This is a genomic window from Candidatus Photodesmus katoptron Akat1, from assembly GCF_000478685.1.
Lineage (GTDB): Bacteria > Pseudomonadota > Gammaproteobacteria > Enterobacterales > Vibrionaceae > Vibrio > Vibrio anomalopis.
Genome location: NZ_AMSD01000001.1, coordinates 500606 through 526702, shown reverse-complemented (window position 1 = coordinate 526702; position 26097 = coordinate 500606). Strand labels below are relative to the sequence as shown.

Annotated in this window: 21 protein-coding genes and 3 pseudogenes; 18 read left to right on the top strand and 6 right to left on the bottom strand. The window is 31.2% G+C overall.

The genetic code is table 11. From position 1 onward, the window contains the following. Positions 1–93 precede the first annotated feature (93 nt). The 15 genes from hflK (at position 94) to alr (ending at position 13379) form a co-directional block, all read left to right on the top strand. Positions 94–1275 (top strand): FtsH protease activity modulator HflK, encoded by a 1182-nt coding sequence (gene hflK / locus O1U_RS02275; protein WP_016503798.1) that lies wholly within the window; start codon positions 94–96, stop codon positions 1273–1275. A 2-nt stretch (positions 1276–1277) separates the two neighbouring features. Continuing rightward, the gene (gene hflC, locus O1U_RS02270; RefSeq protein ID WP_016503797.1) at positions 1278–2252 is read left to right on the top strand and encodes a protease modulator HflC; all 975 of its coding nucleotides are present in this window, start codon (positions 1278–1280) and stop codon (positions 2250–2252) included. A gap of 415 nt (positions 2253–2667) precedes the next feature. Then, entirely contained in the window at positions 2668–3408 is a 741-nt protein-coding gene (gene fkpA / locus O1U_RS02265) for an FKBP-type peptidyl-prolyl cis-trans isomerase (RefSeq protein WP_016503796.1), read from the top strand. A 38-nt stretch (positions 3409–3446) separates the two neighbouring features. After that, positions 3447–3854, top strand: coding sequence for a sulfurtransferase complex subunit TusD (tusD, locus tag O1U_RS02260; RefSeq protein ID WP_034411137.1), 408 nt, complete (start codon positions 3447–3449; stop codon positions 3852–3854). After that, positions 3851–4207, top strand: a complete 357-nt coding sequence (gene tusC / locus O1U_RS02255) for a sulfurtransferase complex subunit TusC (RefSeq protein WP_016503794.1) — start codon at positions 3851–3853, stop codon at positions 4205–4207. Before tusD ends, tusC begins: the two co-directional genes overlap by 4 nt. A gap of 3 nt (positions 4208–4210) precedes the next feature. Beyond that, positions 4211–4489, top strand: coding sequence for a sulfurtransferase complex subunit TusB (tusB, locus tag O1U_RS02250; RefSeq protein WP_016503793.1), 279 nt, complete (start codon positions 4211–4213; stop codon positions 4487–4489). A 178-nt stretch (positions 4490–4667) separates the two neighbouring features. Continuing rightward, positions 4668–5042: a 30S ribosomal protein S12 gene (gene rpsL, locus O1U_RS02245; protein ID WP_016503792.1), complete on the top strand. Its 375-nt coding sequence runs from the start codon at positions 4668–4670 to the stop codon at positions 5040–5042. Positions 5043–5142: 100 nt separating this feature from the next. Continuing rightward, positions 5143–5613 (top strand): 30S ribosomal protein S7, encoded by a 471-nt coding sequence (gene rpsG, locus O1U_RS02240; RefSeq protein ID WP_016503791.1) that lies wholly within the window; start codon positions 5143–5145, stop codon positions 5611–5613. 140 nt (positions 5614–5753) lie between these two features. Further along, positions 5754–7850, top strand: a complete 2097-nt coding sequence (gene fusA / locus O1U_RS02235; RefSeq protein WP_016503790.1) for an elongation factor G — start codon at positions 5754–5756, stop codon at positions 7848–7850. Between the two features lie 148 nt (positions 7851–7998). Then, positions 7999–9183 (top strand): elongation factor Tu, encoded by a 1185-nt coding sequence (gene tuf, locus O1U_RS02230; protein WP_040356503.1) that lies wholly within the window; start codon positions 7999–8001, stop codon positions 9181–9183. A 249-nt stretch (positions 9184–9432) separates the two neighbouring features. Beyond that, the gene (gene rpsF / locus O1U_RS02225) at positions 9433–9804 is read left to right on the top strand and encodes a 30S ribosomal protein S6 (RefSeq protein WP_016503788.1); all 372 of its coding nucleotides are present in this window, start codon (positions 9433–9435) and stop codon (positions 9802–9804) included. Positions 9805–9984: 180 nt separating this feature from the next. Next, positions 9985–10209, top strand: a complete 225-nt coding sequence (gene rpsR / locus O1U_RS02220; RefSeq protein ID WP_016503787.1) for a 30S ribosomal protein S18 — start codon at positions 9985–9987, stop codon at positions 10207–10209. 35 nt (positions 10210–10244) lie between these two features. Further along, on the top strand, positions 10245–10694 hold the full coding sequence (gene rplI / locus O1U_RS02215; RefSeq protein ID WP_016503786.1) for a 50S ribosomal protein L9: 450 nt from the start codon (positions 10245–10247) through the stop codon (positions 10692–10694). 197 nt (positions 10695–10891) lie between these two features. Then, positions 10892–12301 (top strand): replicative DNA helicase, encoded by a 1410-nt coding sequence (locus O1U_RS02210; protein WP_016503785.1) that lies wholly within the window; start codon positions 10892–10894, stop codon positions 12299–12301. Beyond that, a complete protein-coding gene (gene alr, locus O1U_RS02205) occupies positions 12291–13379 on the top strand; it encodes an alanine racemase (protein WP_016503784.1) in 1089 nt (362 codons plus the stop codon). The genes O1U_RS02210 and alr overlap by 11 nt, the downstream gene beginning before the upstream one ends. 184 nt (positions 13380–13563) lie before the next feature. Here the strand turns inward: alr and gpmI are convergent, their stop codons facing one another. Together gpmI and O1U_RS02195 are read right to left on the bottom strand one after the other, a co-directional pair. Further along, positions 13564–15102, bottom strand: a complete 1539-nt coding sequence (gene gpmI / locus O1U_RS02200) for a 2,3-bisphosphoglycerate-independent phosphoglycerate mutase (RefSeq protein WP_016503783.1) — start codon at positions 15100–15102, stop codon at positions 13564–13566. Between the two features lie 163 nt (positions 15103–15265). After that, a complete protein-coding gene (locus tag O1U_RS02195) occupies positions 15266–17146 on the bottom strand; it encodes a methyl-accepting chemotaxis protein (RefSeq protein ID WP_016503782.1) in 1881 nt (626 codons plus the stop codon). 611 nt (positions 17147–17757) lie between these two features. On the opposite strand from O1U_RS02195, the pseudogene O1U_RS02190 reads away from it, so the two are divergent. The 3 genes and pseudogenes from O1U_RS02190 (at position 17758) to pgi (ending at position 21282) form a co-directional block, all read left to right on the top strand. After that, positions 17758–18753: pseudogene (locus O1U_RS02190) on the top strand (GDP-mannose 4,6-dehydratase). Between the two features lie 3 nt (positions 18754–18756). Beyond that, positions 18757–19038 (top strand): annotated as a pseudogene (locus O1U_RS02185) (sugar phosphate nucleotidyltransferase); the annotation flags it as partial. Between the two features lie 591 nt (positions 19039–19629). Then, the gene (gene pgi, locus O1U_RS02180; RefSeq protein ID WP_016503780.1) at positions 19630–21282 is read left to right on the top strand and encodes a glucose-6-phosphate isomerase; all 1653 of its coding nucleotides are present in this window, start codon (positions 19630–19632) and stop codon (positions 21280–21282) included. A gap of 50 nt (positions 21283–21332) precedes the next feature. Here pgi and dusA read toward each other — a convergent pair whose 3' ends face one another. The 4 genes and pseudogenes from dusA to O1U_RS02160 form a co-directional block, all read right to left on the bottom strand. Beyond that, on the bottom strand, positions 21333–22322 hold the full coding sequence (dusA, locus tag O1U_RS02175) for a tRNA dihydrouridine(20/20a) synthase DusA (protein ID WP_016503779.1): 990 nt from the start codon (positions 22320–22322) through the stop codon (positions 21333–21335). 102 nt (positions 22323–22424) lie between these two features. Further along, positions 22425–23696, bottom strand: a complete 1272-nt coding sequence (gene waaA / locus O1U_RS02170) for a lipid IV(A) 3-deoxy-D-manno-octulosonic acid transferase (RefSeq protein ID WP_016503778.1) — start codon at positions 23694–23696, stop codon at positions 22425–22427. Between the two features lie 146 nt (positions 23697–23842). Next, a pseudogene (gene waaF / locus O1U_RS02165) lies at positions 23843–24871 on the bottom strand (lipopolysaccharide heptosyltransferase II). Further along, complete coding sequence (locus tag O1U_RS02160) at positions 24872–26092, bottom strand: O-antigen ligase family protein (protein ID WP_040356501.1); 1221 nt, start codon at positions 26090–26092, stop codon at positions 24872–24874. It abuts the pseudogene before it with no gap. Positions 26093–26097: the final 5 nt, after the last annotated feature.

Below are 26097 nucleotides of genomic sequence, written 5' to 3'. Positions count from 1 at the left end.
TAATCAAAATTAAAGCCAAATTACATATAATCTGATATCCGCTTTTTATTTTTGAAGTGTAAAATCGTTTTTAAATTTATGGAGTTTTTTTAAATGGCATGGCATGAACCTAACAATGGAAGCAATGGTCGCAATAATGACCCTTGGGGTACTAAAAATCGAGGTGGTCGATCACAGGGGCCACCGGATTTAGATGAAGTGTTTAATAAGCTTACCAAAAAGTTCAGTGGGCGTTTTTCTTCTAAAAAAGGAAGTAAGGGCTCGTCTTCAGGTGGAAAAAATATCTGGAGCTTTAGTATTATCATCGTCATTTCTATAATTATTTGGTTTTTTTCTGGGTTCTATACTATTGGTGAAGCTGAACGTGGGGTTGTATTACGTTTAGGGAAATATAATCGTATCGTTGGTCCGGGTTTGAATTGGAGACCTAGATTTATTGATGAATATAAAGCGGTGAACGTCCAATCTATTCGTTCGCTAAGGGCTTCTGGTTTAATGCTTACAAAAGATGAGAATGTAGTTACTGTCGGAATGGATATTCAATATCGTGTTTCAGAACCATATAAATATTTGTACCAAGTAACTAATGCAGATGATAGCTTGCGTCAAGCTACGGATTCTGCATTACGTGCTGTAATAGGTGATTCTTTAATGGACAACATTTTAACTAGCGGGCGCCAACAAATTCGTCAAAATACTCAAAGAACACTCAATCAAATTGTTGATAATTATGATATGGGATTAATTATTGTTGATGTAAATTTTCAGTCAGCTCGTCCACCAGAACAAGTAAAAGACGCATTTGATGATGCGATTGCTGCTAGAGAAGATGAAGAACGCTTTGAGCGTGAAGCAGAAGCTTATCGAAATGATATTTTACCAAAAGCAACTGGTCGGGCTGAACGTTTAAAAAAAGAAGCTCTTGGCTATTCTGAAAGAGTTACTAATGAAGCTCTGGGTCAAGTAGCTCAATTTGAAAAATTATTGCCTGAGTATATTTTAGCTCCTAAAATAACACGTAATCGGTTATACTTAGATACAATGGAAGAAGTTTATTCAAATACCTTTAAGGTATTGATTGATTCTGAGTCTACCGGTAATCTATTATATCTACCAATTGATAAATTGCTTAGAGAAGAGTCTTCTAAAATAGAAAATAGACAAAAAAATAAATCATCTTCAGCTTATGATGAGATTGAGTTAGAATCCCAAGAACGTAATGAATTACCAAGCTCACAGTCCGGTTCAACTAATTCACGTCATGGGAGATATTAAAAATGCGTAACTTAATGATTCCTATATTAGTAATCAATGTTATATTTATCTTAATGTCATTTTTCGTTATTTATGAAGGTGATCGTGGGATAGTAGTACGCTTTGGAAGAGTTTTAGATAATGAAGGAACTTCACGAATTTATTCTCCAGGATTGCATTTTAAAATGCCGTTATTTGACCATGTTAAAGTATTAGATGCTCGTATACAAACAATGGATGGACGCTCTGACCGTTTTGTTACATCAGAGAAAAAAGATGTTATTATAGATACTTATGTAAAGTGGCGAATTGCTGATTTTGGACGTTTTTATCTTACAACTGGAGGTGGTAATATTTTGACTGCAGAGGCTCTTTTAGAACGTAAAGTAACTGATGTATTACGTTCTGAAATTGGTTCAAGAGAAATTAAGCAGATTGTATCTGGTCCTCGTAATAATGAAGACTTATCTAAGATTAATAATCAGCAAATTTCTACTAAAGCAGCTAAAGAAGCGCTAGAGATTGATGGTCAACGAGACATAATTATGGCTAAAGTACTAACTGGTACTCGTGATAGTGCTATGAATGATTTAGGTGTAGATGTTGTTGATTTTCGTATGAAAAAAATAAATTTACCTGATAATATTAGTGATTCTATCTATAAGCGTATGAGAGCTGAACGTGAATCAGTTGCTAGAAAACATCGTTCTCAGGGTCGTAAAAAAGCAGAGGTTATTCGTGCACAAGCAGAACTTGAAGTAGCTACTGTTTTAGCAGAAGCTGATAAGACAGCACGTGTAACTCGAGGTAAAGCAGATGCTAAAGCTGCTAAAATTTATTCTCAATCATATAATAAAGAACCTGAGTTTTTTAGCTTTATTCGTTCTTTAAAAGCTTATGAAAAATCTTTTAATAGCAAAAATGATATTTTAGTATTAGATCCTAAAAGTCATTTTTTTCGATATATGAATAATTATCATGGTGAGTTTTTAAAATGATGATTAAGATATAAGGGCTCAAAGCCCTTATATCTTAATACTTTTATTCTTTATTAAAAGCTCCCTTTATTTTAATTAGTCTCAAATATATTATCTCACTAATATTATTACTGTTTAGTTATTAGATAGTAGCATTATGATAGAATCATTCGCTAGAAAAAAACCATTTGTTTCAGCTAATATTTATACCTATTTTTAAGTTCTAGATATTACTGCTAACAGTTCATCTCTTTTTAATGCAACATAAATGCTATTTTTATTCAATAATACACAGACTATTATTTAGTTATATAAATAACAACAACATAATGAAAACGTTTCGTATCAAGCTTTATTATCCTTTAATATACTAAGTTCTTGAGTGATTTACATTTCTCATTATAATAGAATGAATTTTTAAAAATTGGAGAATTTAATGAAATTAATCTTTAAAGTATCATTGCTTTCAATGACATTTATTATATTAATGGGTTGTCAAAAAAAAGAAGTACCAGTTCCACCTATCAAAAATGGAGTAGATCTTAATATAGAGGATAATAGAATTGCGTATTCAATTGGAGTATCATTTGCTAATTATTTGAGTAATAATATAAAAAAACCCAGTGAAATTGGGATTAATCTTGATAAGCATATCGTTCTTCGAGGTATTGAAGATGTGTTTTTAGGTAATCCTAAGCTTAATGAGGAAGAAGTAGCTTCAATATTAAAAGAGTTAGATATGCGTATAGGAGATGCAATACAAAACCAATCTTTAGAAAAAGCTGCTGAGGTTAAAAAATTAGGAACTGAATTCCAGAAAGAATTCGAGAAGGAAAGTAATGTTATTAAAACTGATTCTGGTTTATTATATCAAATTATAAGACAATCTGAAGGTCAAAAACCAAAAGAAGATGATACAGTCCAAGTACACTACAAAGGTACTTTAGTTGATGGTAGTCAATTTGATAGTTCATATGAACGTGGTGAACCTGCTACTTTTTCTTTAAAACATGTCATTCAAGGTTGGATTGAAGGTGTGCAATTAATGTCTGTAGGTTCAAAATTTAAATTTGTTATTCCATCAGAGTTAGCTTATGGTTTGCACGATACACCAACTATTCCAGCAAATTCTACTTTAATATTTGAGATTGAGTTATTAAAAATTTTCAATGAGTAATAAATTTAAACGGTAAAAAAACAAGTGTATTAATATTAATTTTCGAGGTTAGGCTAATTCTAAAATATACTCTCATAGTAACTGGTTCAATTTATGGATCTCAATCAGCTCGTAATGCTTATTTATTTTCAAAAGCTTTGATTCATAGAGGTCATATTTTGCATGATGTTTTTTTTTATCAAAATGGAGTATTAAATGCTTCATCACTCACTGCACCAGAAAATGATGATTTTGACCTTGTTTTAGCTTGGCAAAAATTGGCAGTAGCTCATAAAGTAAAACTTGAAGTTTGTTTTTCCGCGGCTTTACGAAGAGGGATAGTAGGAAAAAATGAAGCTAAAAGATATCAACTATCAACGAGTAATCTTGCTAAGCATTTTGAGCAAGTTGGATTAGGTACTTTAGCTGAAGCAATTTTAATACAAGATAGAGTAATTCAGTTTTGAAAAAAATAGGTTTGATATTCAATTCTTTTCCACATAGTATTTCATCTGGTAGGGAAGGCCTAGATTTTTTGTTTTCTGTTTCTGCTTACTGTAACAGTATTAGTGTATTTTTTATTGGTGATGCAGTGTCTCAACTTGTTTCTGAACAAAAACCTCAGAAAATTTTAAGCAGAGACTATATAAGTGCTTTTAAAATTATGGAATTATATGAAATTAATAATATTTATTTATGTAAAAAAAGCTTGATTAAGCTTGGTTTCCAAAATAGTCCGCTCATTATAAAAACAAAAAAAAAAACTGAACATGAACTAGCAATCTTAATGAATTATTGCGATCAACTTGTGGTGTTTTAGTTTATGCTTCATATTGTAAAGTCGTTAGATAAATTACATTTAGCTTTTAGGTACTATTTAACTAAGGATGATATTTTATTGGTTGAATCAGCAGTTTATATAGGAAATCCTAAACATTATCAACACTCCTTATTAAAGAAAGCATTAGGTAACGTGTTTTTATTAAGAGAAGATGTTATTGCTAGAGGTATTACAGATATTGTTTCTTTCAGAATCGGATTGATTAGTTTTGATGGTTTTGTAAAATTAACTGAGAAACACAGTAAAGCAATTACCTGGTAATTGCTCTTATTTTTAGCATTAATATTAGCATTAATATTAATGCTATTTACAATGATTAACGAAAAATAAATTAAATATATATTCTTGACATATTCTTTACTTAAAGAATAAAATAAAGGTTTTATTATAAGTTGTTAGGTCGTGTCTAGAAGTATTCTTTATGCTTAGGAGGGAGATAATGGCAACTATTAATCAACTAGTACGTAAGCCTCGTGTGAAGCAGGTTGCTAAAAGTAATGTACCTGCGCTTCAATCGTGTCCACAAAAGCGTGGTGTTTGTACTCGTGTATATACTACGACGCCTAAGAAACCAAATTCAGCTCTTCGTAAAGTTTGCCGTGTTCGTTTAACAAATGGCTTTGAGGTTACATCATATATTGGTGGAGAAGGTCATAATCTTCAGGAACATTCAGTTGTGCTAATACGTGGTGGTCGAGTTAAAGATCTACCTGGTGTGCGTTATCATACTGTTCGTGGAGCACTTGATTGTGCTGGTGTAAATGATCGTAAGCAGGCTCGTTCTAAGTATGGTGTTAAGCGAGTAAGGTCCTAATCTAATCTCTTTTGTTAAGTAAGGCCAAGCATTAGATTATGTTTTTAGAAAGAAAACTGAAAGGTTTTGGATAACCTGAAAATTGCAAGGAGAATTCTCAATGTCGCGTCGTCGTATTATAGCTCAACGAAAAATTCTTCCGGATCCCAAATTTAAATCCGAATTATTGGCAAAATTTGTTAATATACTTATGGTTGATGGAAAAAAATCTATTGCAGAAAAAATAATATACACTGCCTTAGATACTGGTTCTATAAAAACTGGTAAAACACATTTATCCTTGTTTGAAGGAGCATTAGAAAATGTGCGTCCTTTAGTAGAAGTTAAATCTCGTCGTGTAGGTGGTTCAACTTATCAAGTCCCTGTTGAAGTACGTCCTGTTCGGCGTAATGCCTTAGCAATGCGTTGGTTAGTTGAGTCAGCGCGTAAACGTGCTGAAAAGTCTATGGCAAAACGTCTAGCTGCAGAGCTGCTAGATGCCTCTGAAAACAAAGGAGCTTCAGTTAGGAAACGTGAGGATATCCATCGTATGGCTGATGCAAATAAAGCATTTGCTCATTACCGTTGGTAAAATACCGATTATTTTGTTCTCTTTCAATATAAGAGTAACTTTCGTTTGTTAAGTCTTTTATTTAAGAAATCTAGGGTTAAAAGACTAGCTTTGTGCTAGCTGTATCTTGTCGTACTGATGTAGAATGGGAAAACATTATGTTGGTTCGTGAAACTCCTATTGAGAACTATCGTAATATTGGTATTTGTGCTCATGTAGATGCGGGAAAAACCACCACAACTGAGCGTATCCTTTTTTATACTGGATTCTCTCATAAGATTGGTGAAGTGCATGATGGCACGGCTATTATGGATTGGATGGATCAGGAACGAGAGCGCGGAATTACAATTACTTCTGCTGCCATTACAACCTTTTGGTCCGGTATGTGTTCTCAGTTTCCTTCCAATCGAATAAATATTATCGATACTCCAGGACATGTTGATTTTACAATTGAAGTTGAACGTTCTTTACGCGTTCTTGACGGTGTAATCTTAGTATTTTGTGGAAATTCTGGTGTTGAATCACAATCAGAAACGGTATGGTATCAAGCAGATAAATATGCTATTCCTCGTTTAATCTTCGTTAACAAGATGGACCGTATAGGGGCAAATTTTTTGCGTGTTGTAGATGAAATCAAGACGCATTTTAATGTAAATGTAGTTCCAATTCAATTAAGTATTGGAGAAGAAAATAGATTTTCTGGCATTATTGATCTAATAAAAATGAAAGCAATTCGTTGGAATGAAGTCGATCAAGGTCTTACTTTTTCTTATGAAGATATTCCAATTAATATGAAAGAACTTGCTAAGAAATGGCATGATAACCTCATTGAGGTTGCTGTTGAATCTAATGAAGAGTTGATGGATAAATACCTTTTAGGTGTTGATTTAACAGAGAATGAAATAAAAAATGGACTTCGTAATCGTACATTAAACAATGAAATTGTATTAGCAATGTGTGGTAGCGCATTTAAAAATCAAGGAATACAAGCAATTTTAGATGCTATTATTGAATATCTTCCTTCTCCTTTTGATGTTCCTGCTGTTATAGGAATCGATGATAAAAATCACAAAGTAAAACGTCGTGTTAGTGATGATGAACCATTTTCAGCTTTAGTATTCAAAATTTCGACGGATCCTTTTGTTGGTACATTAGTTTTTATTCGTGTCTATTCTGGTGTTATCAAAACAGGAGAACTCATTTATAATTCAGTTAGAGATAAGTTTGATCGCGTAGATCGAATTATGCAAATGCACTCAAATAAGAGACAAGAAATAAAAGCGGTTTTTTCTGGTGATATTGCTGCTATTATTGGTTTAAAAGACGTTAAAACAGGAGATACTCTCTGTTCGAGAGAAAATAAATTAATTTTAGAGCAAATAGAATTTCCAGTTCCTGTTATTCAAATGTCAGTAGAATCATCCTTTCAATCAGAACAAGAAAAAATGATAAAAGCACTGACAGTAATATCGAAAGAAGATCCTTCATTTCAAGTTAAAGTTGATAATGAATCAGGGCAAATTTTGATTGCAGGTATGGGTGAACTGCATTTGGATATCATAATTGATCGAATGAAACGTGAATTTTCTATTAACTGCAAGGTTGGCAAACCCCAAGTAGCGTTTCGTGAAACTATTTGTAATATAGTAAAAGTTGAAGAAGAATTTATATATGAATTTTCAGGACGCAATCAATATGCTCGTGTTTTATTGAAAATTGAACCTGCAAAGGTTGGAGAAGGATTTGTTTTCCTAAATGAAGTTTTAGATGATTCTATCCCTGATGAGTATATTCCTTCCATCATTCTTGGTATTAAAGAACAAATGAATAATGGAGTGTTAGCCGGGTATCCTATGCTAGATATAAAGGTAACTCTGTTAGGTGGATCATATCATGAAACTGATTCAAGTCAGATGGCATTTAGAATTGCTAGTTCAGTCGCTCTTAAAAAAGGTTCTTTAGATGCGAAGCCTATAGTTTTGGAACCACTAATGCAAGTTGAAATAATAACTCCAATAGATTGTATAGGTGAAGTTATTGGTGATCTTAATCGTCGCCGTGGTACTATTCAAGAAATTAATGAAAAAACTGTTCAGCTTAAGATAGTAAGTGCACAAGTCCCTTTATCTACAATGTTTGGTTATTCTACTCACTTACGTTCTGCAACACGGGGTCGTGCTTCTTATTCTATGGAATTCAGTAAGTATATTGAAGTACCTAAAAACATACTCTCTACCTTAATGAGTATGAGTATATAACTGCCTTATAATGGTAAAATAAGTTAATTTAGAGGTATTGCATCAATAGGAATTGAAACTAGAATAGATATATGTTCAGTGCTTATTTCAGTTTTATAGTAAAAAACAGGAATTTATAAATTTTATAAATGATAAAAGGAACACGATTGTGTCTAAAGAAAAATTCGAACGTGTAAAACCGCATGTGAACGTTGGTACTATTGGCCATGTTGACCACGGTAAGACCACCTTAACTGCAGCTATTTGTACTACATTATCTAAAGTATACGGGGGTGCTGCAAGAGACTTTGCGTCTATTGATAATGCTCCAGAAGAGCGTGAGCGAGGTATTACTATCTCTACTTCTCATGTTGAGTATGATACTCCAACACGACATTATGCACATGTTGATTGTCCAGGACATGCAGATTATGTTAAAAACATGATTACTGGTGCGGCTCAAATGGATGGTGGTATTTTAGTAGTAGCAGCAACAGATGGGCCTATGCCACAAACCCGTGAACATATATTACTAGGACGTCAGGTTGGTATTCCTTACATCGTGGTATTTATGAATAAATGTGATATGGTTGATGATGAGGAATTACTTGAGTTAGTAGAAATGGAAGTTCGTGAACTTTTATCTGAATATGATTTTCCAGGTGATACTTTGCCAGTAATTCAAGGCTCTGCATTAGGTGCATTAAATGGTGAAGAGCAATGGACTGCAAAAGTTATTGAGCTTGCTGAAGCTTTAGACAATTATATACCAGAGCCTAAACGTGCAGTTGATATGCCATTTTTAATGCCTATTGAAGATGTATTTTCCATTCAAGGTCGTGGTACAGTAGTGACTGGCCGTATTGAGCGTGGGGCCTTAAAAGTTGGAGAGGAAGTTTCCATTATTGGGATAAAAGATACTATAACCACTACATGTACTGGTGTTGAAATGTTTCGTAAGTTATTAGATGAAGGTCGTGCTGGTGAAAATGTTGGTGTACTTCTTCGGGGTATAAAGCGTGATGAAGTTGAACGTGGTCAAGTATTAGCCAAGCCTAATTCAATGACTCCACATACCAGGTTTGAATCTGAAGTATACGTGTTGTCAAAAGATGAAGGTGGTAGACATACTCCATTTTTTAAAGGTTATCGACCGCAGTTTTATTTTCGTACAACTGATGTAACAGGCAATATTTCTTTACCAGAAGGTGTTGAAATGGTCATGCCAGGTGACAATATAAAAATGATTGTTGAGTTAATAGCTCCAATAGCTATGCATGAAGGATTACGATTCGCTATTCGTGAAGGTGGTCGCACAGTAGGTGCTGGTATTGTTGCTAAAATTTTTGAATAAGAAAGATATAATATCCCTTTCTAAGTTAGATAGAACATGATTTTTAAAATGTTTTCTAAAAAAATAGCTTAGAAGGGGTTATTTAAACTATAGATTTAGTGTTTAAGATAATCTTTTTTTCTTGCTCGTTCTGTTTTTTTTTATAAAATCGGCAGTCCTTGTTTTTTTAGTTCCTTGCTTCCTTTTACCTTTGTTTTTTGAAAGTCAATATAAGTTTGGAAGCTAATAGTCCGTAAGGAGCAAATAATAATGCGTCATTATGAAATAGTATTCATGGTAGATCCTGATCAAAGTGAGCAAGTGGAAGGTATGATTGATCATTATACTTCCATTGTAGTTAAGTCAGGCGGTACGGTTCATCGTTTAGAAAATTGGGGTCGTCGACAAATGGCTTATCCAATTAATAAACTACATAAAGCTCACTATGTTCTTATGAATGTTGAAGTTACTCCAAAAATCATTAATGAGATAGAAACTGCTTTTCGTTTTAATGATATAGTTATGCGTAATATGATTATGTCTGTAAATAATTCTATTACTGAGCAATCTATTATGATGAAACCAAAAGAAGAGCGTTCTTCCCGTCGAGAAGAGCGTATAGGATTAACAAAGCAACCATGACTATATGTATTTCCAATATAGTCTGAGTTTTTAATGAAGGGTTTTATTTATAGATTTTCTGTAAAGTAATATAGACGTAATTCATTATGTGTATATTATATCTGTTGGAATTGATAGCGTAACTAAGTTATTCTCTCATTCAGAGAGTTCTTTAATTAAAAGATTAATAGGAAATATACTGTGGCTCGTTTTTTTCGTCGTCGTAAATTCTGCCGTTTTACAGCAGAGGGTATACAAGATATCGATTATAAAGATATAGTAACTCTAAAAAATTATATTACTGAAACTGGAAAAATTGTTCCAAGTCGCATTACTGGTACAAGTTCTAGATATCAGCGTCAGTTAGCACGTGCTATTAAGCGTGCACGCTATTTGGCTTTATTACCTTATACTGATAAACATTAGTTATTGGTTTTTTATTTACTTAAAAGGATTGTATAATGCGAGTTATTTTACTTGATAAAGTAAGTAATCTTGGTGCCTTTGGTGATACAGTGAATGTTAGATCGGGTTATGCTCGTAATTTTCTTATTCCTAAAGGCAAAGCGGTTGTAGCTACTGAAGTTAATGTAAAAATGTTTAAGATTCGTTCTGATAAGTTGAAAGCTAAAGTTACTGAACAGTTATCACTTGCTAAAGCTCGGGCTGAAAAAGTGAATAATCTTAGTAATGTAGTTATATCTTCTAAAGCAGGTGATGAAGGCAAATTATTTGGTTCAGTTGGTGCTCGTAACATTGCCAATGCTATTTCATCCATGGGTGTTGAAGTAGAAAAAAGTGAAATTTGTTTACCCGATGGAGTGATCCGTAGTACTGGTGAATTTGATATTAGTTTACAATTTCACCCAGAAGTAGTGGTTTCTATTAGATTACATGTGGTTTCAGCGTAGTTTAGATTACTTAGTAAGTAAAATAACGCTTGTCTTTTTTTATAAAAATTTACTTTTCTCTTTTTTAGTTTTCTGAGTTTGCTTTCTATTTTGTAATTTATAATATCTGTTTTAGTTTTTATTAAGATTTAGATATATTAAATTTGAGGTTCGGTTATACCTATACCATCAATATTTAGAATACATTGAGTGTAATTATGGCTAATTCCAAAATCAATAATAGAAATCAAAAAAAAACAGATTTTGAAATTGATGCAATTAAGATTCCTCCGCATTCATTAGAAGCAGAGCAGTCAGTTATTGGTGGTTTACTCCTAGATAATCTACGTTGGGATATAGTTTCAGAAAAACTAGTAATAAAAGATTTCTATCTTCATCCTCATCGTTTAATTTTTGAATCTATAAAATCAATTTTAGAAGATGGAAAACCTCTTGATTTAGTTACTTTATCAGAATTTTTAGACCGACGAGAACAGCTTGAAGATGTTGGTGGCTTAGCCTATTTAGTTGATTTAGTCAAAAACACTCCAAGTGCTGCTAATATAAATGCTTATGCCACTATTGTCTCTGAACGAGCTCTTATAAGAAGTTTAATTAGTTTATCACATGAAATTGCCACAGCAGCTTACAATCCACAAGGAAGGACATCAGAAGATTTATTAGATTTTGTTGAAAGCAAAGTATTTGCTATTGGAGAAGCACGTACAATTGAAAATGAAGGTCCACAGAATGTTGATAGTATTCTTGAGAAAACGTTAGAAAAAATTGAAATACTATATAAAACACCTCAAGACGGTGTGATAGGGTTAAGTACAGGTTTTAGTGACCTTAATAAAAAAACAGCTGGATTACAAAACGCTGAACTTATTGTTGTAGCAGCACGCCCATCAATGGGAAAAACCACTTTTGCTATGAATATATGTGAAAATATAGCTATGCTACAAGATAAGACAGTTTTAATTTTTTCTTTAGAGATGCCTGCTGATCAACTGATGATGCGTATGTTGGCTTCTTTATCTCGTGTTGCTCAAACGAAGATTCGTACTGGTCAACTTAATGATGAAGATTGGGCTCGTATATCTTCTACTATTGCTATTTTGATGCAAAAGAAAAATATATATATTGATGATAGTTCTGGTTTAACTCCAACTGAGTTACGTTCACGAGCTCGTCGTATTGCACGTGATTCTGATGGATTAGCTATGATTATGATAGATTACTTACAGCTAATGCGAGTTCCAAGTTTGCAAGATAGTCGAACATTAGAAATTTCAGAGATATCCCGTTCTTTAAAAGCACTCGCAAAAGAATTAAATGTACCTGTAGTTGCATTATCGCAGTTAAATCGTTCTTTGGAACAACGTGCAGACAAACGTCCAATTAATTCAGATTTACGTGAATCTGGAGCTATTGAACAAGATGCTGATTTAATTATGTTTATTTATCGTGATGAAGTATATAATTCTAAGACTTCACTAAAAGGGGTTGCTGAAATAATTATTGGGAAACAACGTAATGGTCCTATTGGTTCGGTAAAATTAACCTTTCAAGGTCAATTTGCTCGTTTTGATAATTATATGGGTTTTTCATTTGAAGATGAGCAATGATAAAGGTTATGGAATAGCTGTTAAGGCAGTAGTAGACTTAAAGGCTTTTCAAGATAATATAGCTCTAATTAAAACTCAAGCACCTAATAGTAAAATTATGGCCATACTTAAAGCAAACGCTTATGGTCATGGATTATGTCGTATTGCCCGATGCACTAATAGTGTTCATGCAATTGGGGTTGCTCGCATTGAAGAAGCATTGCAGTTAAGAGAATCTGGTATTCTAAAACCTATCATTTTATTAGAAGGTTTTTATTCTCTAAGCGATTTGTTTATTTTATCAGCTAATAACATTCAAACAGTGTTGCATTGTGAAGAACAATTATTGTTATTAGAGCAGACTAAACTTAAAGTTCCAATTGTTGTTTGGTTAAAAATAGATACTGGTATGAATCGTTTAGGAATTAATCCAAATCAGTGTTTTGATTTTCTAGTTAGGTTAAAATCTTGTAGAAATATTGACAAATCATTGCGAGTTATGAGCCATTTTTCTTGTGCTGATGATTTTAATTTTTCTATGAAACAATTTAAATTATTTTTATCATTAACTAAAGATTGTAATGGCGAACGTTCAATTGCTGCTTCAGGTGCTTTATTATATTTAAATAAAACCTATTTAGAATGGGTTAGGCCTGGAATAATTATGTATGGATTGTCTCCATTCTTTAATCAAAGAGTAAATACTTTGGGTTATCGTCCTGTTATGACACTAAAATCAGTTCTGATTGCTATTCGTGATATTAAATATGGTGAAAGCATTGGTTATGGTAGAACATGGATTAGTAAATGTAATACTAAAGTTGGTGTGATCTCTATTGGTTACGGTGATGGTTACCCTAGAATGGCACCCAATGGAACACCTGTTTTTCTTAATGGTCGAAAAGTTCCTATTGTTGGTCGTGTATCTATGGATATGATTACAATTGATTTGGGTTTTAATTCTATAGATAAAGTGGGTGATGAAGTTATTTTATGGGGGAGAGAACTTCCAGCAGAAGAAATAGCAAGATATATAGGAACACTAGCATATGAACTAGTTACAAGGATTACTTCTCGTGTTGAAATTCAATATATGTGAATATAGCATGATATTCATCACTAAATATAGTGTTCTTCTTATTGCTTTATTTTTAAGGTAAAGTATTTTGGTTCAAAAACATTTCTGAATTTTTATTTAAGCATAGAATCCGTAAGGATGAATGGTTTTTTAAAAAAATATTATAATTGATATTAATCGTTTAATTTAGAAATTAAGTTTACGATTATTCAATGAGTATATTTCCAGTCATTTCAGTTGGAATATTAATATTCGCTAAATATAACATAGTTGGTGCTAGGTCTGATAGTTTCCCGTTTTTTTTAAATGTAAATTTTTTATTACCTACATAAATTAAAGGCACTGGCAGATTGGTATGTGCTGTATGAATAGATCCGGTTTTAGGATTAACCATCATTTCTGCATTTCCATGATCAGCAGTGATTAATAATTGTCCATTAACTTCTATAATAGCCTTAGTAATTTCACCAATACAGATATCAATTGCTTCGATTGCTTTTTTTGTAGCTTCATATACACCAGTATGACCAACCATATCAGGATTAGGATAGTTACAAACTATGGAATCATATTTACTAGATTTAATTGCAGCAATAAGTTTATTAGTAAGTTCTTTAGAATTCATTTCTGGCTGCAAATCGTAAGTTGGAACTTTTGGTGAAGTGACAAGTTGATGTACTTCACCTTTAAATTTGCTTTCAATACCACAATTAAAGAAAAAAGTCACATGCGCATATTTTTCAGTTTCTGAGATACGCAATTGTGTATAGCCTTTTTTAGATAGCCATTCACCATATGTATTATGTAATGAGATTGTAGGGAAAGCGACTGGTAATGGAAAGCAATCAGAATATTTAGTTAGCATAACAAAGTTTGTAATTGGAGCCTTTATTCGTCTGAAATGATTAAATTCAGGTAAAAAAACACTAGTTAGTTGACGTGCACGATCTGCTCGATAATTCATAAAAATGACTGTATCACCATTCTGAATTTTTACTTTTTTTTGGCCTTTAGCTCTTATTTCAGTTGCTTTTATAAATTCGTCGTTTTCCTGACGTAAATATGCTGCACTTAATCCTTCTAATGCAGAATCATATGTGAAAGAAGCTTTTGCTAAGGTAAGAAGATCATATGCAAATTGAATTCTATCCCAATTATTATCTCGGTCCATTGCATAATAACGACCTATCAAAGAAGCAATTCTAATTTGACTAGAATTGAAAATAGCAAGTAGATTTTCAAGACGTTGTAAAGAATTTCGTGCACTACAAGGTGGTGTATCTCTGCCATCTAAAAAGCAATGTAGGTAAATTTTTTTTGCAGAACGACTCACTGCCATTTTTATTGCTGCATAAATGTGCTCTTCATGAGAATGGATTCCACCTGGAGACAAAAGTCCTATAATATGAATTGCGTTATCAGTAGTCTTAGCTTTATCTATTGATTCTAAAATAGTAGGGTTATTAAAAAAATTTCCATTGGAAATAGCTTTACTAATACGAGTAAGATCTTGATATACAACACGGCCTGCACCAATATTAGTATGACCGACTTCGGAGTTTCCCATTTGTTTATCTGGAAGACCGACATCAACCCCAGAAGCTGAAATAATAGTATTGGGATTATTAGAAATAAGTTCATCCATTATTGGTGTTTTTGCATTGTTAACTGCATTATTTATATTATCTTCACGGTATCCCCAACCATCAAGAATTACTAGGACCATTGGTTTTTTAGTTGACATAATAACCTCATCAAGTTCGTTTTTAAAAAAACTGAAACCTTAAGTAAGTCTTTTTTATATTTAATATAAGTTTATTTCAAGTAAATATTCTTAAATATATTATGATTATAGAACTAATTTTTCAGAAAAATTATCTGCTGTTATTGGATGTATATTCTAGAATTTATACTTTAAAACGTTTAATTTGTTGACGCATAGAACTAGTAGCTATATTCATATTTTTAGCGCTTTCGCTACTTAGGCTAGCTTGTGATGCTAGTGCATCTGAAGCGTCTTTGATACCTTGAGTATTACGACTAATATCTTCACTTACAGTGCGTTGTTCTTCAGCGGCACTTGCTATTTGAGCTGCCATATTGTTAATTTCAGTAATTGCTTCTGTAATTTTAGTTAAGCTATCTTGAGCTTCTTGAGCATAATTGACACTAGTATCAGCGAGTTTTGTACTTGTTTCCATACTATCAACTGCATGTCTAGTATTTTTTTGTAGTGTTTCAATCATAGTACGAATTTCTTCTGTAGAGCCATGGGTGCGTTGACTTAATACACGGACTTCATCAGCTACAACTGCAAAACCTCTACCTTGTTCACCAGCGCGAGCAGCTTCAATTGCAGCATTAAGTGCTAGTAAATTTGTTTGTTCAGCAATGCCTTGAATAGTCGATAAAATTTGATTGATGCTTTGAGTATTGTTTTCTAATTCTCCTATTATTTTTGCTGCTCCAGAAACTTGATGGGCTAAGCTTAATATGGATTGTTGATTTTTCTGAATCACTTGTTGACCATCATTACAAGCTGAAGATGATGCTTTTGAGGCATTAGCAGTAAGAGCTGCATGTCTAGAAACTTCAGCTGCTGTAGCAGACATTTCATGGATTGCTGCAGCTATTTGATTTACATCATTTTGTTGATGTTCGATTTGGTCTGCTGCTTGAAGAGAAATTTTGCTGGCTTGTTCTGCTTGTTTAGAAAGTTCTTGACTATGATCAACAATTCCTCTGAGCATTTTTTGTAATTGGATTAAAAACTGATTAACATGCTTAGCCAATGTTCCTATTTCGTCCATACGTTTTACATGAATTCGTTGTGTTAAATCGCCTTTACCTTGAGATAATTCTCGTAGAGCTTTAGATAATGTTTTTAAAGGTTGAAGTAGATGAGTAATAATCCATGTACTAATTATAGCAATAATAATATACAGGATAATAGGAGCAACAGTGGTAAAGGTAATTTGCTTAGATACAGAATACAATGCTTTGTTTTTATCAATAACTAAACCAAGAGACCATTCAGTCTTGGGAATAGAAGAAATAAAAATTAATTTGTTTCCTTGTTTTGGCCAAGGAACTGTAGAGATGTCAGCTATATCAGATAGCTCATTTATTTTCTTTTTATTCAAAATTGGATTTAAGTCAGTTAATGGTTTTTGACTTAATTTATCATGTTTGTAGGCAACAATATTATTATTACCATCAACTAAGAAAGCGAATCCATCATCATCAAGTTCCAGGTTTAGTACTTCATCAATGATATTAGAAACTGTGAGGTCTGCTGCCAGTACACCAGTTCTGTTTCCAGAAAAGGCTTTAGCAAAACTAATAACGATGCTTCCATCAAAATCTCTGTATGGTTCAGTTATTATTAATTTTTGCGTGGACATTGCATCTCTATACCAAGGTCGGGTTCTTGGATCGTAGCTTTTTGGCCAAATTTCTGTTTTATCTCCATAGGAAATGCTGCCATCATTAAAACCTGCGTATACAGATAGAAAATCGCCAGCTTTTTTAATAACAAGCATTTCTCTATCAGCATTTCCTGATTCTCGGATAATAGATTCATTAGCAAGCATCATTTTACTATGAATTTCTAGCCAATTACTTATATAGCGAGCTGTTGTTATGTTGATATTTTTCATTTCACTATTGATCGCAGAGGTTGTTTCTTGTTTTAGCTGGTTTACTGAAATCCATGCTTGGACAGTGCTTACGATAGCAATAATGATTGCTATGGAGATCTGTATCTTAAATTTAATCGTATTAGTCATTTGCTTTCTACCTAAAATGAATAGTCTATAATTGTAGCAATTCTTATTTAAATAAATTATCTAGTTAAATCAAACAACTTTTAATTATTAAATTTAATGTGCCTTTTAAAGTTTATAAACTCGTACCAAAAAATAAAATATAGAATTAAATATATGGTAAAGTATTGGAGAGTATTATGGAGTTGTTTGTTGTTGATTTGACCCATAGTATACAGAGAGTTTTTGCGATATTAAAATCACTTTTTAGATATTTTAATTATACTAGTTCAATGTTTATTATCTTTATATAAACAGCAATATCCATTGCTAACTACTTTAATGGAATTAAACTGGTTTTTGTTTCTTAATTTTATTAATACCTTTATATATGACTGTTTTAACTAATTTGCAATTTTACTCTGCTATTCTAATTTTAAATTCTATAATATTTTAGTTATATATTTAGATAAGTTATGTGTAAAGAACAATTTCTTGTTTTTCTTGTTCTTTATTATTAAGTAAACATTATTTACTTATCAATTTTTTATATTTTAAAGACAGATTTTTTGATAATCGGTTAAATAATGAGGAAGTATAAAAAATAAAATAAATTCTTCCTACTAAGGATGAAAATGAAACTGTTAGTTACTGGTTGTGCTGACTTTATAGGATCTTCTGTTATTCGTCATATCATTTTAAATACATGTGATAAAAAAATGGAGTTATTTCTTTGAACAAGTTGATATTTGTGATTTCATTGAATTAAATCGTGTTTGCTCTGAGCATAAACTAGATTCTGTAATGCATCTTGCTGCTGAAAGCCATGCAGATCGTTCAATCTCTGAAATATTAGTGTTTATCAGAACTAATATTCTAGGTACTCATGCTTTACTTAAATCTTCTCTAACTTATTGGAATAAATTAAACAATAAATGTAAAACACTTTTTCGTTTTCATTATATTTCTACAGATGAAGTATATGGAAAACTCAATTATCTAATTCAAGCTTTTACAGAAAAAACTCCTTATTCACTTTCTAATCCTTATCAGCTTCAAAAGCTTCTAGTGATCATTTAGTTAGAGTTTGGTTCAAAACATTTAATCTTCCTACAATAATAACTCCTTGTTCAAATAATTATGGACCACATCATTTTCCAGAAAAATTAATTCCATTAATCATTGTAAATGCCTTAAAAGGTCTACCACTGACTATCTATGAAATGGTAGGCAAATTCGTGATTGGATTTATGTTGAAGATCATGTTAAAGCCTTGTATAAGGTAATTACAATAGGAAGAGTTGGTGAAACTTATAATATAGGTGGTTATAATGAAAAAACAAATATAGAGGTTATGAAAACTATTTATTCTATATTAGAAGAGTTAGTACCTAATAAACCTAATGGAGCAAATAAATATCAAGACCTTATCACTTATGTAACAGATCGTCCTGGGCATGATAATGATATTCATGATGCTATCGATTCCTCTAAAATTGAAAGAGAACTAGGATGGAGACTGAAGAAACCTTTGATTCTGGGTTCGAAAAACAGTTAAATGGTATTTAAATAATAAAACTTGGTTATATCAAGCATTGGATAGTTCTATAGTTAGTTTAGTAGATTTCTAAAAAATTTGTGCTGTATCCAAACAATTATTTCCAGTTTATAATAAACCAATGATTTATTATTCACTTTCAACCATTATGTTAGCAGGTATTAAGCAGATTCTCATTATTACAAAACCAGAAGAAAAGATAAGTTTTAAGCGATTGTTAGGAAATGGTAATAATTTTGGTATTCAGTTACAGCATATTACACAATCTAGTCCTGATGGGTTAGCTCAGGCAGTAATCTTAGGTGAAAAATTTATCGGTAAATATAGTGTTTGTCTGATTCTTGGAGAGAATATTTTTTTATGATATCTTAGATCCAATATAATATGCAGTTAATTGCTTTTTTTCAGTTTTATCAAATTTAGCAAAACATACTACATTTATAGATAAACTGATTTTCTATTATACTAAATTTAGTATTTTATTTTAAATAAAATATTTATTCGAAAGTTTTTTTAATATAAAATTAATATTTATTCCTAGAATAAAAAGGGGCAATAGCGTAAAAATAGCAATAAATTCTAACCTAGAATTCATTCTATTAAAAGTTAATTCTTTAACTCAAGATGTTAATCCTATCAAGCATTATGAATATGGGTCTTTAGATTTGCCTATTCTTTATGAAATTTTTTCTCTTTTATCTGCTTATTTTTAAAAATAGAAAATGCCAATTTAATGGCAAGATTTAGATAAAAATGTTCTTATGAAAAGCAATTTAATCATAATATTTTAGATTATATACTTTTTGAGAAATATGATATGCTATTTGTAAAACTACATAATAGTAATGTTTTATTAATGTCTATCTAGTATTGGTAATTAAAATAATAATTACTAGATATCATTGATATTAGACTATTTATAGCACTAATTAATGTCAGGATAATTATTATGTTAAAAAATATTAATCCGATAAAAACAAAAGCTTGGAAAAAATTAGTAGAACATTTTGAAATAAATAAAGGTATGCTTCTTAAGAAACTTTTTGCTCAAGATGCGAATCGATTTGATAAATTATCAATTCGATTTGGAACAAGCCTTTTAATTGATTACTCAAAAAATTTGATTACTGAGGAAACTCTTACAAAGTTATTTGATTTAGCAAACGAGACTGAGTTAAAAACAGCCATATCCTCAATGTTTAAAGGGGATATAATAAATCATACTGAAGGTCGTGCTGTTCTTCATATAGCATTACGTAATCGTAGCAATAAGCCTATAATCTTAAATGGCCAAGATATTATGCCATCCGTTAATGCAGTATTAGAAAAAATTAAGCTTTTTACAAATTCTGTTATTAGTGGTAAATGGAAAGGTTATACAGGGAAATCCATTACTGATATAGTAAATATTGGCATTGGAGGTTCTGATCTTGGGCCTCATATGGTTAGCGAGGCTCTATCATCATATAGAAATCATTTAAAATTACACTTTGTATCTAACGTAGATGGTACTGATATTGTAGAGACTTTTAAAAAAATAAATCCTGAAACAACGTTGTTTTTAATTGCTTCTAAGACTTTTACTACGCAAGAAACGATGACAAATGCATTTAGTGCTCGTTCTTGGTTTTTAAAATCATCTGGGAATCAATCTGATATCGAAAAACATTTTATAGCTCTTTCCGTTAACTCAGTTTCAGTAGTTGAGTTTGGTATAAATATTGAAAATATGTTTGAGTTTTGGGATTGGGTAGGGGGGCGTTATTCACTATGGTCATCAGTTGGTCTATCTATAGCATTATCTGTGGGTTATGAAAATTTTATTGAATTATTAGAAGGTGCTCATGAGATTGATAAGCACTTTATTTCAACAGAATTTGAAGAGAATATTCCAGTTATTCTTGCTCTTATTGGAGTTTGGTATAATAATTTCTATGGTGCGGAATCAGAAGCTATCCTTCCATATGATCGATATATGCATCGTTTTTCTGCTTATTTCCAGCAAGCTAATATGGAATCAAATGGTAAATATATAGATCGCAATGGTAAAGTTGTTAAATATCAAACTGGTCCAATTGTGTGGGGAGAACCTGGAACTAATGGACAACATGCATTTTATCAGCTTATTCATCAAGGCACTAAATTCATTCCTTGTGATTTTATTGCTCCTGCAATCAGTCATAATCCAATAGGTGATCATCATAAAAAGCTTATATCTAATTTTTTTGCGCAAACTGAGGCATTAGCGTTTGGTAAATCTGAAGAAGTAGTTTTAAATGAATTTAAAAATTCTAAAAAAAGCTCTAAATATATTAATATGTTAGTGCCCTTTAAAGTATTTCAAGGTAATAGGCCAACAAATTCTATTTTAATTGAAAAAATTACTCCTCGTATTTTGGGTAATTTAATTGCAATATACGAGCATAAGATTTTTGTACAAGGCATTATTTGGAATATATTTAGTTTTGATCAATGGGGTGTTGAACTTGGAAAAGAATTAGCTGATAAGATTTTGCTAGAGCTTGATAATGATTTAAAAATCACTTCGCATGATAGTTCTACTAATGGATTAATTAATGTATTTAAAAAATTTAATAGTTGATTCTTTAAACATGAAAGTTTCATTATGACAGATAAATTTGAGTTCTTTTTTTATATATTTTGTATTTTTTTAAGTGCTCTTTGTATTACTTCAATACCAGCATTTTTTTTATATGCATTTTCACTAATATAGCGACGCCAATATTTTGATCCTGGTTTATTTTTAAATAAACCGAGCATGTGTCTAGTGATTTGACCTAAATTTCCCCCTGTTGAAAGTGTAGCTTCAATGTAAGGGTACATTTCTTCAATTATTTGGTACCGTTTTTTTCTTAATTGATTCATATTAAAAATTTTTTTCTCAACTTCAGATAACATATATGGATTTTTATATGCTTCTCGGCCAATCATAACACCATCTAGATATTTCAAATGTTGTAATGATTCATTTAATGTTTTTATACCACCGTTTAATATAATAATTAGGTGTGGAAATTTTTTTTTAAGTTGATATACCTTGGAATAATTTAGTGGTGGAATGTTTCTATTTTCTTTCGGATTTAAACCATTTAACCATGCTTCTCGTGCGTGTATAGTAAATTTTTTGCATTTTGCTTTTTCTGACACAGTAGAAATAAATTTCATTAGAAATTGTTCCGAATTTTGATTATCAACACCAATTCTAGTTTTTACTGTAACAGGAATATCTACGATACTTTTAATTGCTAATATACAATTTACAACTAGATGAGGTTTAGTCATTAAACAAGCACCAAAATTTGCATTTTGAACTCGGTTTGATGGACACCCTATATTTATATTGATTTCACTATATCCAAGATTCTCTACGAGTTTAGCACATCTTGCAAAATCTCTTGGATTTGAACCAGCTAGTTGAATAGCTATAGGTTGTTCTATTGGATTATATTCGATTAAATTGTTTTTTTTACTATATAAAATTGCATTGGTAGTGATCATTTCTGTATGAAGCAATGTTTTAGTAGATAATCTTCGATGGAAGTAGTTACAATGTTGGTCTGTCCAACCTAACATAGGTGCAACGCTGAAACGATTTATAGAAATATTATTATATTTTTGCATTGGTTTTTTTATTTGATTTCATATGAGTATATTTATACTACCCTAGAGTATTTCTATTTTTTTTATAGAAAACAGTATTAATAAAGATTTAGCAGGTTATTTTTATTTTATAGATTTTATTAAGTTAATTGTTTTATTTACTGCGCCTGTATTCATTTTTATTACTTTTAATGCATTATTTCCCATTTTTTTTACCTGTTTTTCTGATTTAAAGAGCATTTTTAAAGCATTAGCTAGTTCTTTTGGATTATGAATGATTTTGATAGCTTGGTGTTTTTTAAGCTGGAGAATAATATCTAAAAAATTAAAATAATTAGGCCCAATTAAAATAGGTTTTTTAAGTATTGCGGGTTCAAGAACGTTATGTCCACCAACTTTATCTTGAATTAGGCTTCCTCCCATAAAACATATAGTTGCAGCACCTATAATAGTTAGCATTTCACCCATAGTGTCTGCTAGATATATAGAATCGTGCTGTGTTATTTTTTGATTTTTACTACGTCTAGAGTACTGTAGTTTCTTTTTTTTACATAATTTAGCTACAGCATTAAATCTTTCTGGATGTCTAGGTGCTAAAATAAGTAAAATATTTGGCAGTTCATCTAAAAGTTGATGATGAATAGCTAGTATTTCTTCTTCCTCTCCAGGATGAGTGCTGACTGCAACCCAAATTGGACGTCTTTTACCTAATTTTTTACGCAAGTCTTTCCCTTTTTTTAGAATAGATTTATCTATGTTTAAATCAAATTTTATCGATCCAGTCACAAAGATCTTACTTTTTAAAATTCCTAAAGAAATAAAATTTTCTGCATCAGTTTTATGTTGACATAGAAATGCTGTGATTTTTTCTAAAAAGAACCGGCATAGTATATTGAACTTTTTATACCTTTTCATTGATCGGTTAGATAATCTAGCATTTATGATTATTATAGGAATACCAGCTTCGCTAACAACATGTATGGTATTAGGCCATAGTTCTGTTTCCATTATTAACATTTTTTTGGGTTTAATAGCTTGAAGAAAGTTTTTAATTGCAAATTTAAAATCAATAGGCATATAACGATGTTCAACTAATGAGCCTAAATTTTTAACTTGTTCTGCACCAGTAGATGTTGTAGTTGTAATTAAAATTTTTTCATTAGGAGAACTTTCTTTAAGAGCTTTTATAAAAGGAAAAGCTGCAATTACTTCTCCTACAGAAGCAGCATGTAACCATATTGGTTTTTGTTTAGATTCTATCTTTGGTATCTTACCAAAATATTCTTTCCATCGTTTACCAACAGTTGAATTTGTTAATTGCATTTTATATAGCATAATCAGTGGAATTGGGGAAAGAATGATTAAAATTAAGCGATATATTAATCTAATAAGCATAATTAGTTGGACCTGATTAGGTTAGTTTAAATAAAACAAACTGTTTTTCAGAAATTTTTTTATTTGCTAAATTTTTATATTTTTAAAAAGAATATATACTTTTATATTTAGATGTATTTTAGATTATTTAATTTACATCCATTACATTATTGAGCAACTTTATTTAGTGCGTTAATCGCATTGCTTGGTGATAGTTTTTTGAGACAATTTAAGTGTTTTAGAGGACATTTACGTTTGAAACATGGTCTGCAAGCAACGTTTTTAGCATATAAAATTTGAAGTTTATTTGTAAGAGGGGGAGTATATTTTGGTGAAGTTGAACCATAAATAGCTATAATATTGCACCCAACGGCAGCGGAGATATGCATGAGACCTGAGTCATTGCTTATTACTGTATGGCAAGCAGCAAGGAGGTCAATAGCTTCAATTAAATTAGTTTTTCCGGATAAATTTTTGCACTCATATTGTTGTTTTTTTAACATAGAATGTTTGATTTGGTTACATATATTTTTATCTTTACTAGAACCAAATAACCAAACTTGATAACCTAGTTCAATAGCATGTTGACTAACTTTAGTGTAGTTATCTGCTGGCCATTGTTTGCTTGGACCAAATTCAGCTCCAGGACATATTCCAATGATTGGTTTATCCTGATGTAAGCAAAGTTTTTGTATAATTATTTTTTGAGAGTTAAGATCAACCTTTAAATTAGGGATAGGACAATTACTTAATGCTATCCTATTTTTGTAATCTTTTTTTCATACGCTAAAGCAACATAACATTCAACCATGTATTGAAATAAATGTTTTTTTTTCTTAGATCACTTAATAGTCCATAGCGCCATTCTCCTTTCCATCCTATTCGTTTTTAATTCCAGCAAATAATGGAACTAAAGCAGATTTAGCTGAATTTGGTAGAATATAAGCATGTGTATAATTATTTTTTGCTAGTTGACGGCCTAGTTTCCATCGAGAAGATATCTGAAGTGAACTATGCTTGATTGGCATTTGAATGATTTGATTAACCTCAGACATTCTTTCTAGAATCGGACTGCTCCAATTCGGAGCAAGAACGTCAATTATCGTGTAAGGATACATTGTTTTTAGGGTCATATATAAACTTTGTGCTATTATCATATCTCCAATCCATGATGGTCCTATAATAAGTATCTTCATTTAGTATGACTGCCTTTCATGTTTAATAAATGCGAAGAAAGTAGCTAACATAAATCCATAAAAAGCACTGATTAAATTAGCTTGTAACAGTACTTCTGTAATACCAAAAATACTAAATCCTGCTACAAATGTTGCAGCAGTTAGTGAAATAATATTGTTTGTTTTTATGTAATAATATGAAAACATAGTTAACGGTAAAAATAGCATTCCTATCAAACCTATTATTCCTAGTAAACCATTGCTTGCTAACATTTCAAAGTACTGACTGTGTGCATGACCACGTTTAATTCCGAGATGCCAATTTGTTATTTCTCCTCGTTCAAAAAGTTTCTGATTGAAAGTTTCACGTTCAGGATAAGTTAATCCGATAAATGGACTTTTGAGAAAAGCTTTTAGTGCACTTTCCCAAAGCATGATCCGTCCTCCAGAAGATACTGAATCATGAATATTACCAGAGGTTATGGATGAAAATTCTTCTATGGTAAAATTGATACGTTTTTGAAAATTATTAGAAGTAAAAAAGAATATTAAGAATATCATAAGAAAGCTAATACTAATTAATAACACTTTTTTAAAATTAAAATTAGTTGTCCAGTTGAGAAGTGCGATAAATGAAGTTATTATTGGAATAGCAAATATTGCCCCTCGAGTTAAGGTAAGAAAAGTGGATATGCAAGCAGCAATGAAAGCTAATCTGAGATACTGTTTATATTCGCTATCAAAGCTTAAACAAATGGCTAAAAAAGCTAAGGAACAAGATAAATATCCAAAATTAATGCTATATAACCAGCCATCAACTCTAGTATAGCCTAAAAAGAAATATTGATATATAGCTATTAAAAGAGAACAAAATGAACCAGCAATGATTCCTAAAGATAGCGCTTTAATATGAAAGCAATTATCGGCAAGGGTTTCCCTGATAAATATATATATAGGTATACAAAGAAGTAACCGAATTCCTCCTTGAAAATATCTAAATTCACCAGTATCTATAAACACATTAGGAATGTTTACTACAAAATAAATGCTAAGACAAGTTATAACTAGACAGTCAAAGGTATCATATACCAGTGAGATATTATCTTTTATGATAAAAAAAATAGAGTATGCTATAAGTAAAGCGATAATTATTACACTGAAATTTTTGGTCCAAAGGAGTAAAAAAGGAACTAAAAATAAAGCAGCTACAGATAAAGTTCTATTTATATAATTTAAGTTCATAGTAT

Excerpts from the sequence above, each read along its gene's own strand:
- rpsL (WP_016503792.1), top strand. The coding sequence starts at position 4,668 with ATGGCAACTATTAATCAACTAGTACGTAAGCCTCGTGTGAAGCAGGTT.
- hflC (WP_016503797.1), top strand. The coding sequence starts at position 1,278 with ATGCGTAACTTAATGATTCCTATATTAGTAATCAATGTTATATTTATC.
- rpsG (WP_016503791.1), top strand. The coding sequence starts at position 5,143 with ATGTCGCGTCGTCGTATTATAGCTCAACGAAAAATTCTTCCGGATCCC.
- O1U_RS02160 (WP_040356501.1), bottom strand. The coding sequence starts at position 26,092 with ATGAACTTAAATTATATAAATAGAACTTTATCTGTAGCTGCTTTATTT.
- tusB (WP_016503793.1), top strand. The coding sequence starts at position 4,211 with ATGCTTCATATTGTAAAGTCGTTAGATAAATTACATTTAGCTTTTAGG.
- alr (WP_016503784.1), top strand. The coding sequence starts at position 12,291 with ATGAGCAATGATAAAGGTTATGGAATAGCTGTTAAGGCAGTAGTAGAC.
- pgi (WP_016503780.1), top strand. The coding sequence starts at position 19,630 with ATGTTAAAAAATATTAATCCGATAAAAACAAAAGCTTGGAAAAAATTA.
- O1U_RS02195 (WP_016503782.1), bottom strand. The coding sequence starts at position 17,146 with ATGACTAATACGATTAAATTTAAGATACAGATCTCCATAGCAATCATT.
- dusA (WP_016503779.1), bottom strand. The coding sequence starts at position 22,322 with ATGCAAAAATATAATAATATTTCTATAAATCGTTTCAGCGTTGCACCT.
- O1U_RS02210 (WP_016503785.1), top strand. The coding sequence starts at position 10,892 with ATGGCTAATTCCAAAATCAATAATAGAAATCAAAAAAAAACAGATTTT.
- hflK (WP_016503798.1), top strand. The coding sequence starts at position 94 with ATGGCATGGCATGAACCTAACAATGGAAGCAATGGTCGCAATAATGAC.
- rplI (WP_016503786.1), top strand. The coding sequence starts at position 10,245 with ATGCGAGTTATTTTACTTGATAAAGTAAGTAATCTTGGTGCCTTTGGT.
- fkpA (WP_016503796.1), top strand. The coding sequence starts at position 2,668 with ATGAAATTAATCTTTAAAGTATCATTGCTTTCAATGACATTTATTATA.
- waaA (WP_016503778.1), bottom strand. The coding sequence starts at position 23,696 with ATGCTTATTAGATTAATATATCGCTTAATTTTAATCATTCTTTCCCCA.
- rpsF (WP_016503788.1), top strand. The coding sequence starts at position 9,433 with ATGCGTCATTATGAAATAGTATTCATGGTAGATCCTGATCAAAGTGAG.
- gpmI (WP_016503783.1), bottom strand. The coding sequence starts at position 15,102 with ATGTCAACTAAAAAACCAATGGTCCTAGTAATTCTTGATGGTTGGGGA.